8 protein-coding genes are annotated in these 13,449 nt (G+C 71.8%); all 8 read right to left on the bottom strand.

The annotated features are described in order from the left end of the window. Window positions 1-251: 251 nt before the first annotated feature. The 8 genes from ACFV6D_RS04495 to ACFV6D_RS04460 all read right to left on the bottom strand — a co-directional run bounded on the left by ACFV6D_RS04495 (window position 252) and on the right by ACFV6D_RS04460 (window position 12,765). A complete protein-coding gene (locus ACFV6D_RS04495) occupies window positions 252-926 on the bottom strand; it encodes a response regulator (RefSeq protein WP_363580044.1) in 675 nt (224 codons plus the stop codon). Between the two features lie 60 nt (window positions 927-986). Beyond that, window positions 987-3,539 carry an ATP-binding protein gene (locus ACFV6D_RS04490; protein WP_380558340.1) on the bottom strand — a complete coding sequence of 851 codons (2,553 nt, stop codon included), beginning with the start codon at window positions 3,537-3,539 and terminating at the stop codon, window positions 987-989. Between the two features lie 140 nt (window positions 3,540-3,679). After that, window positions 3,680-4,315 carry a potassium-transporting ATPase subunit KdpC gene (gene kdpC / locus ACFV6D_RS04485; protein ID WP_371518384.1) on the bottom strand — a complete coding sequence of 212 codons (636 nt, stop codon included), beginning with the start codon at window positions 4,313-4,315 and terminating at the stop codon, window positions 3,680-3,682. Window positions 4,316-4,329: 14 nt separating this feature from the next. Continuing rightward, on the bottom strand, window positions 4,330-6,444 hold the full coding sequence (kdpB, locus tag ACFV6D_RS04480) for a potassium-transporting ATPase subunit KdpB (RefSeq protein ID WP_380558336.1): 2,115 nt from the start codon (window positions 6,442-6,444) through the stop codon (window positions 4,330-4,332). Further along, on the bottom strand, window positions 6,444-8,105 hold the full coding sequence (gene kdpA, locus ACFV6D_RS04475) for a potassium-transporting ATPase subunit KdpA (protein ID WP_063348921.1): 1,662 nt from the start codon (window positions 8,103-8,105) through the stop codon (window positions 6,444-6,446). Before kdpA ends, kdpB begins: the two co-directional genes overlap by 1 nt. Window position 8,106: 1 nt before the next feature. Further along, a complete protein-coding gene (kdpF, locus tag ACFV6D_RS04470) occupies window positions 8,107-8,196 on the bottom strand; it encodes a K(+)-transporting ATPase subunit F (protein ID WP_037971201.1) in 90 nt (29 codons plus the stop codon). Between the two features lie 429 nt (window positions 8,197-8,625). Continuing rightward, window positions 8,626-10,623, bottom strand: coding sequence for an APC family permease (locus ACFV6D_RS04465; protein ID WP_380429418.1), 1,998 nt, complete (start codon window positions 10,621-10,623; stop codon window positions 8,626-8,628). A gap of 309 nt (window positions 10,624-10,932) precedes the next feature. Next, window positions 10,933-12,765 (bottom strand): APC family permease, encoded by a 1,833-nt coding sequence (locus tag ACFV6D_RS04460; RefSeq protein ID WP_380489280.1) that lies wholly within the window; start codon window positions 12,763-12,765, stop codon window positions 10,933-10,935. Window positions 12,766-13,449: the final 684 nt, after the last annotated feature.

The following is a 13,449-nucleotide window of genomic DNA, read 5'->3' as shown; positions in this document are numbered from 1 at the left end:
TGTGGTGTGCTGCTGGGGGTCTCGTTTTTGTTTAACCCCCCCCGCGGGCCGCCCCCCCCCCCCCCCCCGGCGGGCCGCCGTTCAACGGCGGCTGGAGCGGTCCCGGGCCTCCCCCACATTGGAGCCGGGCCCGCTCGGTCAGCACTGACGCTACGCCCACGGAACACCGCTCCGGGCCTGCCTTGACGCTCCCCTGTCGGTCTCCGGCCCGCTCTTGACGGGTCGTTGACGCGGCGGCGGCCGGGGGGCGCTCAGGGCTCGTACCGGTACCCGATCCCCGGTTCGGTGATCAGGTGCCGCGGGCGGCCCGGGTCACGCTCCAACTTGCGGCGCAGCCCGGCCAGGTAGACCCGCAGGTAGTTGCCGCGCGCCTCCTGGGCCGGCCCCCACACCTCCCGCAGGATCTGCCGCCCGGGCACCAGCCGGCCCGGGTTGGCCACCAGCAGGGCGAGGATCCGCCACTCGGTCGGGGTGAGCCGCACCGGGCCCCGCGGGCCGGTCACCGTGGTGGCCGTCAGGTCGACGGTGTGGTCGCCTATCACCGGCCGCCCCAGCGGGGCACCGCCCAGCGGCCGGCGCAGCACGGCACGCAGCCGGGCCAGCAGTTCCTCCATCAGGAACGGCTTGGTGAGGTAGTCGTCCGCGCCCGCGTCGAGGGCGCCCACCTTGTCGGCGGCACCGGACCGGCCGGAGAGCACGATGATCGGCATCGCGCTGCGGGTGCGCAGGCCGCGCAGCACGTCCATGCCGTCCAGGTCCGGCAGGCCGAGGTCGAGCAGCACGGCGTCCGGGGCGGAGTGCGCGGCGCGGTCCAGCGCCTCGCCGCCGCTGGCGGCCGTCCGCACGGCGTACTGCCGGGCGCTGAGGTTGATCCGCAGCGTGCGCAGCAGGGCCGGTTCGTCGTCGACGATCAGGATCTCGCTCATGCGGCCACCTCGCTCCGCTCGGCGGTCGCTTCGCGGGACACGCAGCTTTCGGCGGTTCGTTCAGTTCGTCCACTCATGTACGGGCTCCTCCCGAGTGGCGGCGGGCAGGGTGAGCAGCATGGTGGTGCCGCCCCCGGGGGTGTCCTCGACCTCCAGGCTGCCGCCCATGGCCTCGGCCAGGCCGCGGGAGAGCGCGAGGCCGAGACCGACACCGGTGGTGTTGTCGGTGTCGCCGAGGCGCTGGAAGGGCAGGAAGACCCGGTCCCGCTCCTCGGGGGCGATGCCGGGGCCGCGGTCGATCACCCGGATCTCGACCTGGTCGGCGTGGTGGCTGGCGGTGACCAGGACGGGCGCGCCGGGCGCGTTGTAACGCAGCGCGTTGGTGATCACGTTGGCGAGCACCCGCTCCAGCAGCGGCGGGTCGGCGAGCACCGGCGGCGCGGTGTCCAGGTCGAGCGGCTGGATCGGGGCGTACGGGTCGGGGAGGCTGTCGAGCGCCCGGGGCAGGATCTCGTCGAGGTGGGTCTCGGCGAGGTGCAGGGTGAGCGCGCCGGCCTGGAGGCGGCTCATGTCGAGCAGGTTGTCGACCAGGCGGGTGAGCTTGACCAGCGACTCGTCGGCGGTGGCGAGCAGTTCGGCCTGGTCCTCGGGCGAGAACTCGACGTCGGGGCTGCGCAGCGAGCCGACCGAGGCGAGCGCGGCGGCGAGCGGGGTGCGCAGGTCGTGGCTGACGGCGGCGAGCAGGGCGGTGCGCATCCGGTCGGCGGCCTTGATCGGCTCGACCTCGGCGGCGACCACGGCGAGCCGGTCGCGTTCCAGCGCGACGGCGACGTGCGCGGCGAAGGCGGTGAGGACGCGCTGGTCGGCGGCTGGCAGCCGGCGGCCGGTGAGGACCAGGACGGCGTCCGCGCCGACCGGCACCTCGGTGGTCTCGCTCTGCCCGTCGGTGTCGTCCTGGTGCTCGGCCTCGGAGTGGGCGAGCACCTCGTCGTCGACCCGGGAGAGCAGGGCGACGGCCTGCATGCCGAAGGCCGTCCGGGACTTCTCCATCAGGGCGGACAGGGCGTCGGCGCCGCGCAGCACGCTGCCGGCCAGGGTGGAGAGGGTCTCGGCCTCGGCGGTGGCACGGGCGGCGCGACTGGTGAGCCGGCTGGCGTGGTCGACGATGGTGGCGACGGCGAGCGCGACAGAGGCGAAGACGACCAGGGCGACGATGTTGTTGGTCTCGCCGATGGTCAGGGCGTGTATCGGCGGGATGAAGTAGTAGTTGAGCAGCAGCGAGGCACTGACCGAGGCCAGCAGGGCGGAGGTGGCGCCGCCGAGCAGGGCGACGATGACCACGCCGAGCTGGAAGATCAGCGCGTCGGTGGTGAGGTTGATGCTCTCGTGCGCCTGGGACAGGAGCGCGGTCAGCAGCCAGGGCACCACGAGGCCGGCGGCGTAGCCGGCGATGGTGCGGCGCTTGGAGTGGCGGCGGCCGAGCGAGGGCAGCCGGCCGCGGCCGGTGAACTCGTGGGTGACCATGTGGACGTCGATGTCCTCGGAGTCGTCCACGGTGGTCTCGCCGATGCCGGGGCCGGTGAGGAAGCGGTTGATCCGGCCGCGGCGGCTGGTGCCGAGCACCAGCTGGGTGGCGTCGTGGGCGCGGGCGAAGGTGAGCAGCGCGGTGGGGATGTCGTCGCCGACCACCACGTGGTAGCTGCCGCCGAGGGTCTCGACCAGCTGGCGCTGCTGGGCGAGCGCACCGGAGGAGGCGCCGGCCAGGCCGTCGCTGCGGGTGACGTGGACGGCCAGCAGGTCGCCGCCGGCGGTGCGGTCGGCGATCCGGGCGGCGCGGCGGATCAGGGTCTCGCCCTCGGGGCCGCCGGTGAGGGCGACCACGACGCGTTCGCGGGTCTCCCAGACGCGGTCGATGTTGTGGCTGGCCCGGTAGTCGCGCAGGCCCTCGTCGACCCGCCCGGCCACCCAGAGCAGGGCGAGTTCGCGCAGGGCGGTGAGGTTGCCGACCCGGAAGTAGTTGGAGAGCGCGGCGTCCACCTTCTCCGCCCTGTAGACGTTGCCGTGGGCCATCCGGCGGCGCAGCGCCTGCGGGGCCATGTCGACGAGTTCGATCTGGTCGGCCCGGCGGACCACCTCGTCCGGGACGGTCTCGCGCTGCGGGATGCCGGTGATCTTCTGGACGACGTCGTTCAGCGATTCCAGGTGCTGGATGTTGACGGTGGTGATGACGTCGATCCCGGCGGCCAGCAGTTCCTCGACGTCCTGCCAGCGCTTGGCGTGGCGGCCGCCGGGGATGTTGGTGTGCGCCAGTTCGTCGACCAGCACGACGGACGGGCGGCGGGTGAGCACCGCGTCGAGGTCCATCTCGTCGAACTCGGCGTCGCGGTAGAAGCGTTGGACACGCGGCAGGACCTCCAGGCCGTCCAGCATGCCCTCGGTGTGGCGGCGGCCGTGGCACTCGATGTACCCGACCGCGACGTCGGCCCCGCGCTCCTGTCTGCGCCGGGCCTCGTCCAGCATCCGGTAGGTCTTGCCGACCCCCGGGGCGGAACCGAGGTACACCCTCAGCCGGCCCCTGCGGATGCCGGTGCCGGGGGTGAGGTCGCGGGCCATGGGCACTGCTCTTTCGTTCCTGCGAGGGCTGCCGCCAGGGCGTCCTCGGGCCGGGGTCGGGACGTACGGCGGCCGACCCGGGCGCGGGGGTGGTGCCCCGGCCCGGGTCGGCCTGTTTCACGGATCCAGCCGTTGACCTGTCACTTCTGTTCCGCGAGGGCCCGGTTCAGCAGGAGGACGTTGACGCCCTCCTGTCCGAGGAAGCCGAGCGAGCGGCCTTCGGTGTACTTCTCGACCAGCTTGCGCACCGCGTCCGCCGACAGGTTCCGGGTCTTGGCGACCCGGTTCACCTGCTCCTCGGCGTAGGCGACCGAGATGTACGGGTCGAGGCCGGAGCCGGAGGCGGTCAGCGCGTCGGCCGGGACGCTCTCCGGGGCGACGCCGTCGAACTCGGCGGCGGCGGCACGGCGGTCGTTGACGGCCTTCAGCAGGTCGTCACTGTTCGGGCCGAGGTTGGAGGCGCCGGACGAGGACGAGTCGTAGCCGGTCCCGGCCGCGGAGGGGCGGGGCTGGAACCACTTCGGGTCCGGCTGCGCCTCCTCCTTCGGGTCGTCGGGGTTCTTCTTCGGGAGGTTGAAGTTCTGGCCGATCAGGCTGGAACCGACCTCCTTGCCGTCGGACTTCACGAGCGAGCCGTTGGCCTTCTCGGTGAAGGCGACCTGGCTGATCCCGGTGACCAGCAGCGGGTAGGCGATCCCGAGGATCGCGGTGAGCACCAGCAGCGCCCGCAGTGCGGTGAAGTGGGTGCGGACGGTCGTCGGCAGGGGCTTGGACATCGGATTCTCCTCTCTCAGCTCAGGCCGGGGATGAACTGGACGATCAGGTCGATCAGCTTGATGCCGACGAACGGCACCACCAGACCACCGAAGCCGTAGACCCCGATGTTGCGGCGCAGCAGGGAGCTGGCGTCGGACGGGCGGTAGCGCACGCCGCGCAGGGCGAGCGGGATCAGGCCGATGATGACCAGGGCGTTGAAGATGATCGCCGAGGTGATCGCGGACTGCGGGCTGTGCAGGCCCATGATGTTGAGGTGGCTCAGGCCCGGGTAGACCCCGGCGAACATCGCGGGGATGATCGCGAAGTACTTGGCCACGTCGTTGGCGATCGAGAAGGTGGTCAGCGCGCCACGGGTGATCAGCAGCTGCTTGCCGATCTCGACGATCTCGATCAGCTTGGTCGGGTTGGAGTCCAGGTCGACCATGTTGCCGGCCTCCTTGGCCGCCATGGTCCCGGTGTTCATGGCCACGCCGACGTCGGCCTGGGCGAGCGCGGGGGCGTCGTTGGTGCCGTCGCCGGTCATCGCGACCAGCTTGCCGCCCTCCTGCTCCTTCTTGATCAGCGCCATCTTGTCCTCGGGGGTGGCCTCGGCGAGGAAGTCGTCCACGCCCGCCTCCTCCGCGATCGCCTTGGCGGTCAGCGGGTTGTCGCCCGTGATCATGATGGTCTTGATGCCCATCCGGCGGAGCTCGTCGAAGCGCTCCCGCATGCCCTCCTTGACCACGTCCTTGAGGTGGATGACCCCGAGGACGCGGGCCGGCTTGGCGCCGACCTTGGTCGCCACCACCAGCGGGGTGCCGCCGGCCGCGGAGATCCCGTCGACCAGGGCGGAGACCTCGTTGCCGACCGAACCACCGTTCTCGGTCACCCAGTTGGTGACCGCGCCGGCCGCGCCCTTGCGGACCTGGTGGACCGCCTCGGCCTCGTCCAGGTCGACGCCGGACATCCGGGTCTGGGCGGTGAACGGGACCCAGGTGGCGTGCGTCAGCTCGCCCTGGGCGCGGGCCCGCAGGCCGTACTCGGTCTTGGCGAGGACCACGATCGAGCGGCCCTCCGGGGTCTCGTCCGCGAGGGAGGACAGCTGCGCGGCGCTGGCCAGTTCCTCGGTGGACACACTCGGGGCGGGCAGGAACTCGGCGGCCTGGCGGTTGCCCAGGGTGATGGTGCCGGTCTTGTCCAGCAGCAGGGTGTTGACGTCGCCGGCCGCCTCGACGGCCCGGCCGGACATCGCCAGCACGTTGCGCTGCACCAGCCGGTCCATGCCGGCGATGCCGATCGCGGAGAGCAGCGCGCCGATGGTGGTCGGGATGAGCGCCACGATCAGGGCGACCAGGACGATCATCGACTGCGGGGCGCCCGCGTAGGTGGCCATCGGCTGCAGGGTCACCACGGCGACCAGGAAGACGATGGTCAGCGAGGCGAGCAGGATGTTCAGCGCGATCTCGTTCGGCGTCTTCTGCCGGGCGGCGCCCTCGACCAGGGCGATCATCCGGTCGATGAACGACTTGCCGGGCTCCGAGGCGATCTTCACCACGATCCGGTCGGACAGCACCTTGGTGCCGCCGGTCACCGCCGAGCGGTCACCGCCGGACTCGCGGATGACCGGCGCGGACTCGCCGGTGATCGCCGACTCGTCGACGCTCGCGACGCCCTCGACGACGTCACCGTCGCCGGGGATGATCTGCCCGGCCTCGACCACCACGTGGTCGCCGAGCCGCAGCGCGGTGCCCGGCACCTCCTCCTCGGCCTGCGTGGCGGGCCAGTCGGTGAGCCGGCGGGCGACACTCTCGGTCTTGGTCTTGCGCAGGGTGTCGGCCTGGGCCTTGCCGCGGCCCTCGGCGACGGCCTCGGCCAGGTTGGCGAAGATCGTGGTGAGCCAGAGCCAGACGGTGATGGACCAGGCGAACACGGACGGGCTGGCGATCGCGGAGACGGTGGTGACCACCGAGCCGACCTCGACCACGAACATGACCGGGTTCTTGACCATCACCCGGGGGTCGAGCTTCTTCACCGCGTCCGGCAGGGACGCGACGATCAGCTTCGGGTCGAGCAGGCCGCTGGCCACTCTGTGCTGCGCGGCGGGCTCGGCCTTGTCGGCCGGTGCGGGGTTGAGCGTAGGGGTGGACATCAGGAGAGACCTTCCGCGATCGGCCCGAGAGCCAGGGCCGGGAAGTAGGTGAGGCCGACGACGATCAGGATGACGCCCGACAGCAGGCCCACGAACAGCGGCTTGTGGGTGGGCAGGGTGCCCGGGGTGGCCGGGACCGGCTGCTGCTGGGCGAGCGAACCGGACAGCGCCAGGACGAAGACGATCGGCAGGAGGCGGCCGAAGATCATCGCCAGGCCGAGCGCCGTGTCGTACCAGTCGGTGTTGACGGTGATGCCGCCGAAGGCCGAGCCGTTGTTGTTGGCCGCCGAGGTGAAGGCGTACAGCACCTCGGAGAAGCCGTGGGCGCCCGAGTTGAGCATCCCGGCCCGCTCCCCCGGCAGGGCCATCGCCAGGCCCGTGCCGACCAGCACCAGGGTCGGCGTGGTGAGGATGTACAGCGAGGCGAACTTCATCTCCCGGCCGCCGAGCTTCTTGCCCAGGTACTCGGGGGTGCGGCCGACCATCAGACCGGCGACGAACACCGCGACGATCGCCAGCACGAGCATGCCGTACAGGCCCGATCCCACACCGCCGGGCGCGATCTCGCCCAGCATCATGTTGAAGACCGTCAGCCCGCCGCCGAACGGCGTGTACGAGTCGTGGAAGGAGTTCACCGCGCCGGTCGAGGTCAGCGTGGTCGAGGCGGCGAACAGGCCGGAGGCGGCGATGCCGAAGCGCTGCTCCTTGCCCTCCATCGCGGCGCCCGCGGCCTGCAGGGCGGTGCCCTGGTGCTGCGACTCGGCGAAGGTGAGCAGGGCGGTCGAGGCGACCCAGAACAGGCCCATCACGGCGAGGATCGCGTAGCCCTGGCGGTTGTCCCCCACCATCCGGCCGAAGGCCCGCGGCAGCGCGAACGGGATCAGCAGGATCAGGAAGATCTCGACCAGGTTGGAGAAGCCGGTCGGGTTCTCGAACGGGTGCGCGGAGTTGGCGTTGAAGAAGCCGCCGCCGTTGGTGCCGAGCAGCTTGATGACCTCCTGGGAGGCCACCGGGCCGCCCGGGATCTTCTGCACCTCGCCGCCGAGCGTGGCCACCTCGTGGAAGCCGTGGAAGTTCTGGATCACGCCGGAGGCGGCCAGGACCAGGGCGAAGACGATCGAGATCGGCAGCAGCAGGCGCAGGTTGATCCGGGTGAGGTCCACCCAGAAGTTGCCGACCCGGTCGGTCCGGTTGCGGGTGAAGCCCCGGATCAGCGCGCCGACGACGGCGATGCCGACGGCCGCGGAGACGAAGTTCTGCACCGCCAGGCCCGCCATCTGCGCCAGGTGGCCCATCGCGGACTCACCGGCGTAGGACTGCCAGTTGGTGTTCGCGACGAACGAGATCGCGGTGTTCCAGGCCTGGTGGCCCTCCATCTGCGGAACACCCAGGTTCAGCAGCAGGTAGCCCTGGAGGCGGATCAGGCCGTAGAGGAAGAGGACGGAGACGGCCGAGAAGGCCAGCACCGAGCGGAGGTACACCGGCCAGCGCTGATCGGCGTCGCCGTCGACGCCGATCACCTTGTAGATGCCGCGCTCGACTCTGAGGTGCTTGGTGGTGGTGAGGAGCTTGGCGATGTAGTCGCCAAGGGGGCGGTAGCACAGGGCCAGTGCCCCGACCAGGGCAAGGGCCTGCAACCAGCCCGCGAGAGTGGATCCCATGTCAGAACTTCTCCGGGAAGATCAGCGCCACGACGAGATAGCCGACGAGCGCGACGGCCACGATCAGACCTGCGATGTTCTCCGCGCTCACAGCTTCTCCACCCCCCGCGCGATCAGGGCGATGACGGCGAACACGGCGACCGTGACACCGACGTAGATGAGATCGGACATGGGCTCCACCAGAGCGGTTCGGGAGACTGCCGCGGGCGGGCCGGGGGCTTCGCGCGGCGCCGGCGGACGACCGGCAGATGCAGCAAAGCAGCCGTCAGAGGCGCGTTATGGCTCCCTGACGCCCTCCATACGGGTGACTGCGGGACGTTGACGCGACCTTGACGCCCGCTTCACCGGGCCGTGACCGTCGTCATCAGGCCGTGATCGACCCGGCGCCGGAACGCCGGAAGCCCCGGGATTCCGGGGCTTCCGTACGGGTGGGGGTGCGGGTGGGGTGTGGGCTCGTGCGGGCGGGTGCGGGCTCGTGCGGGCGGGCTGGCGAGGAGCCCGGGGGCGGCTACTGCTCCGGTCAGACCTTCTCCGGCGCCGGGAGCCGCTCGTACCCGCTCCCCGGGGCCGGCTCGCCCCGGCGCACCGCGCCGGGCGCCCGGCGCGACGGGCCGCCCGCGCGCCCGGAGGAGGTCAGCTGCCACGGCACGCTGATCACCATCACGCCCGCCGTGAACAGCAGCCGGCTCTTCAACCACAGCGCCGACTGGTTGTGCAGCAGGTGCTCCCACCAGCGGCCGACCACGTACTCCGGGATGAACACGGCGACCGCCTCCCGGGGGCTGTCCCGGCGGTGCTCCCGCACGTACGCCAGCACCGGCTTGGTGATCTCCCGGTACGGCGAGTCCAGCACCTTCAGCGGCACCCGGACGCCGGCCTCCGTCCACTGCCGCTCCAACTCCCCGGTGGCCTCCGGCTCCACCGCCACCGTCAGCGCCTCCAGCGAGTCCGGCCGGAACGCCTCCGCGTAGCCGAGCGCCCGCAGCGTCGGCTTGTGCAGCTTGGACACCAGCACGATCCCGTGCACCCGGGCGGGCCGCGCCGACTCGGCCTCCGGGTCGTCCACCGCCAGCTCGGCGGCGACGCCGTCGTAGTGCCGGCGGATGCCGCGCATCATCAGCCACAGCACCAGCGCGGCGACCACGGCCAGCCAGGCGCCCTGGGTGAACTTGGTGAGCAGCACGATCACCAGCACCAGTGCGGTGACGACCGCGCCGAAGGCGTTGATCACCCGGGAGCGCAGCGCCGAGCGGCGCACCGCCGGATCGGTCTCGGTGGCCAGCGCCCGGTTCCAGTGCCGGACCATGCCGATCTGGGACAGCGTGAAGGAGGTGAAGACGCCCAGGATGTACAGGTGGATCAGGCTGGTGACGTTCGCGTCGTACAGCCAGAGCAGCCCGCCGGCCACCACCGCGAGCGCGATGATGCCGTTGGAGAAGGCCAGCCGGTCCCCGCGGGTGTGCATCTGCCGGGGCAGGTAGCGGTGCTCGGCCAGGATCGACGCCAGCAGCGGGAAGCCGTTGAAGGCGGTGTTGGCGGCCAGGATCAGCACCAGCGCGGTGACCGCCTGGATCGCGTAGAACAGCACGCTGTGGTCGCCGCCGAAGATCGCCGCCGCGAGCTGGGCGATCACGGTCTGCTGGGGCGTGCTCGCACAGTCGCCGGGGAAGCCGGTCAGCCGACAGGCGCCGCCCTCGGTGATGTGCACCTTGGCGATCAGCGCGAGGGCGGTGATGCCGACGAACATCACCACGGCCGTGGTGCCCATCACGGCCATGGTGCGCGCGGCGTTCCTCGCCTTCGGCGCCCGGAACGCCGGGACGCCGTTGGAGATCGCCTCCACCCCGGTCAGCGCCGTACAGCCGGAGGCGAACGCCCGCAGGCCCAGCATCAGCAGGCCGAGGCCGGCCACCGTGTCCTTGCCCTCCTCCGGGAGGATCCCGTACGAGGCGCTGGACGCCACCGGCGCGTCGCCGAGCGCGACCCGGACCAGCCCGGTGACCACCATCAGCAGGATGCCGCCGATGAACAGGTACGTCGGCGCGGCGAAGGCCTTGCCGGACTCCCGGACGCCGCGCAGGTTCACCGCCATCAGCAGCAGCACGAAGCCCAGCGCCAGCCAGACCCGGTGGCCGGCCAGCGAGGGCACCGCCGAGATGATGTTGTCCACCCCGGAGGCCACCGACACCGCGACCGTCATCACGTAGTCGACCAGCAGCGAGGCGGCCACCACCAGACCGGAGTTGGCGCCGAGGTTGCGGGACACCACCTCGTACGAGCCGCCGCCGCTCGGGTAGGCGTGCACCACCTGGCGGTAGGACATCACCACGACCGCCATCAGCGCGACCACACCGGCCGCGACCCACGGGGTCAGGTAGAGGAAGGCGGCGCCACCGACGGTGAGCACCAGCAGGATCTCCTGGGTCGCGTAGGCGACCGAGGAGAGCGGGTCGGAGGCGAAGATCGGCAGCGCCAGCCGCTTGGGCAGCAGCGTCTCGCCGAGCTCCTCGCTGCGCATGGCCCGGCCGATGACGAGGCGCTTGAGCGCCTGGGGCACGTTGAACACAAATGTGAGGTTAGGTCGGGAAAACGCAACGGAATTCGTTGTGGAGATCGCCCGGCGCCCACCAGATCAAAGGCCTTCCCGCAGGTCAGAGCCGCTGCGGGCGGGTGGGCGCCGGGCGTATCGAGGGCGTCAAGAGTGCCCCGTTAAGACCGCGTCAAGATGCCAGGTTGTTATCGGGCGTCCAGGGTATGGACGCCCACCAGGGCGCCTCCCCCGGAAACCCCGCCAGGCCGCCCGACACCTCGGCTGCACCGGCCCGGGTCACATCCGCATCCGCAGCCGGCAGACCACCGCGTCCGTGTGCCGGCGCAGCGCGCGGTCGATCACGGCGCCACGCCGGTTCTGCAGCGCCCGCTGCCACCAGCGGGCCGGCTCCACCTCCGGGATCAGCACCGTCAGCCGGTCGTAGGCGTGCTCCTCGCCGAGCCGGTTCACGAACGCGGCGATCGGCTGGCCCAGCCGGCGGCGGTCCTCCGGGATCTCCACCAGCGGCACGCCCGGCTGCCACAGCTCCCAGTCCCGCCGCAGCGCCTCCGCCTCGGACTGCTCGTGCACCACCGTCACCGCCAGCACCTCGTCGCCGAGCGACAACGCCGCCGACAGGCCGTCCCGGGTCAGCCGGGTGATGGCCGTCACCGGCACGACGACCAGGCTGCGCTGGCGGGTCACCGCGCCCGGCACCCGGCCCAGTTCCAGCCGCTCGCCGATCAGCCCGTAGCTGCGGTGCACCGCCTCGAACAGCACCACCAGCAGCGGCAGCGCCACCACGATGCCCCAGGCGCCCTCGGTGAACTTGGTGCCGGTCACCACCACCGTCGCGACCCCGGTGAGCAGCGCGCCGAACCCGTTCAGCGCGGCCTTCCACGCCCAGCCGGCCGGCCGGTGCACGGACCAGTGCCGGACCATGCCGACCTGACAGATCGTGAACCCGACGAACACGCCGATCGAGAACAGCGGCACCAGGCTGTTCACGTCCCCGCCCGAGCCGACCAGCAGCGCCGCCGACACCAGGGCGAGGAACAGCACCCCGTGCCGGTGCACCTGGCGGTCGGCCCGCAGCGCGAACACGTGCGGCAGGTGGTTGTCCCGGGCGAGCAGGTGCAGCAGCACCGGCAGCCCGCCGAAAGAGGTGTTCGCGGCCAGCCCGAGCAGCACCACGGTGGCGAACTGGACGACGTAGAACGCGGCGCCGTGGCCGAGCGAAGCGTCGGCGAGCTGGGCCAGCACCGTGACGCCCTCCACCGGCTGGAGGTGGAAACGGCCGATCAGCACGGCCAGCCCGATCAGCATCACGCCGAGCAGGGCGCCGAGCGCCACCTCGGTGTGCTGCGCCCGCCTCACCCGCGGGGTCCGGAACGACGGGACGGCATTCGCCACCGCCTCCACCCCGGTCAGCGCCGAACACCCGGCCGCGAACGCCTTGAGCAGCAGCAGCGCACCGACGGTCGTGGCGTTCTCGGCCAGCGTCGAGGCGTGGCCCGCGGCGGCCTCGGTGCTCGCCGGGCCGTCCCGGAACAGGCCGACCACGATGATCGCCAGGATCGACACCACGAAGACCGCCGTCGGCGCCATGAACCAGCGCGCCGACTCGGCGATCCCCCGCAGGTTCACCGCCGTCACCAGGGCCAGCACGCCCAGGCACAGCCAGACCCGGTCGTCGTACAGGCTCGGCACCGCCGAAGTCAGCGCCGCCACCCCCGCCGTCACCGAGACCGCCACGTTCAGGATGTAGTCGATCACCAGCGAGGCGGCCGCCGTCAGCGCCGTCCGCCGGCCCAGGTGCTCCTTCGCTACCGCGTACGCGCCGCCGCCGTCCGGGAACGCCGCGATCACCTGCCGGTACGACGCCACCAGCACACCCAGCAGCACCGCGATCGCCACCGTCACCGGCAGCGTGAAGCCCAGCCCGTACGCCCCGGCCGCGGCCAGCACCAGCACGATCGACTCCGGCCCGTACGCGACCGAGGCCATGGCGTCCAACGACAGCGCCGCCAGACCGCCCAGCGCACTCAGCCGGTGCCGCTCGTCGCCCGCACCGGCGTCCGGCGGCTCGGGTTCGGCCGTGACGGCCGGGGTGGTGATGGCGCTGGACATCGGACGGAACCTCCGCGATCGGTAGTTCCTCCGATCCTGCGGGCCGCACCCCTGCCCTTCCCCCGACCCCTACGCATTCCTGACGCCACCCCAGGAACCATTGACGGGCCCTTGACGCACCGCGGGAGAGCTCATGGCGGGGGGCGGTGGCGGGGATGGGTGGGCCGCTGTCCCGGCGGGCGCCGGTTGGGAAGACGACCAGCTCTTGCGAAGAACCCCCGGCGCGCCGTACGCACACCCGGGACACCACCACAATCACGCTGAACGGCCCCACCCACCCCCGCACCCACTCTGCTGCCTGCTGCCCGTAATTGCAAGCAATGCGCAATAAGTGTGCCCGGCCACCGGCCCGGCACCGCCGCGGCCCTCACACGACGCGAAAACGACAACAGCCCCCGATCCGCGTCTCCGCAGATCGGGGGCTGTTCTCCATCCCGTGGCTGGTGCAGGCTTCGAACCTGCGTAGCTTGCGCGGCAGATCTACAGACCGCTAGCCAGGCACGCTCAGACCAGGCAACCCTCGCTCACGGACCGGATCTGGTCCGCCCCTGGTCCGGATCAAGGTCTCGACGACCTCTCCCGGCCCCACTCCCCCACACACCCGACGGGCCGGGGGGGGGGCGCCCGGGGCGCGGCGCCCCCCCCCCCCCCCGGGTGGGTGTAGGACGCCCTCCGCCCGCGGGG

Origin of the sequence: Kitasatospora sp. NPDC059812 (genome assembly GCF_042732075.1) — a bacterium.
In the GTDB taxonomy this organism is placed as follows: domain Bacteria; phylum Actinomycetota; class Actinomycetes; order Streptomycetales; family Streptomycetaceae; genus Kitasatospora.
This window is presented reverse-complemented; position numbering and strand designations above follow the sequence as displayed.

Bases quoted from the DNA above. Each gene is read 5' to 3' on its own strand.
- ACFV6D_RS04495 (WP_363580044.1), bottom strand. From the start codon at position 926: ATGAGCGAGATCCTGATCGTCGACGACGAACCGGCCCTGCTGCGCACG.
- ACFV6D_RS04490 (WP_380558340.1), bottom strand. From the start codon at position 3,539: ATGGCCCGCGACCTCACCCCCGGCACCGGCATCCGCAGGGGCCGGCTG.
- kdpC (WP_371518384.1), bottom strand. From the start codon at position 4,315: ATGTCCAAGCCCCTGCCGACGACCGTCCGCACCCACTTCACCGCACTG.
- kdpB (WP_380558336.1), bottom strand. From the start codon at position 6,444: ATGTCCACCCCTACGCTCAACCCCGCACCGGCCGACAAGGCCGAGCCC.
- kdpA (WP_063348921.1), bottom strand. From the start codon at position 8,105: ATGGGATCCACTCTCGCGGGCTGGTTGCAGGCCCTTGCCCTGGTCGGG.
- ACFV6D_RS04465 (WP_380429418.1), bottom strand. From the start codon at position 10,623: ATGCGCAGCGAGGAGCTCGGCGAGACGCTGCTGCCCAAGCGGCTGGCG.
- ACFV6D_RS04460 (WP_380489280.1), bottom strand. From the start codon at position 12,765: ATGTCCAGCGCCATCACCACCCCGGCCGTCACGGCCGAACCCGAGCCG.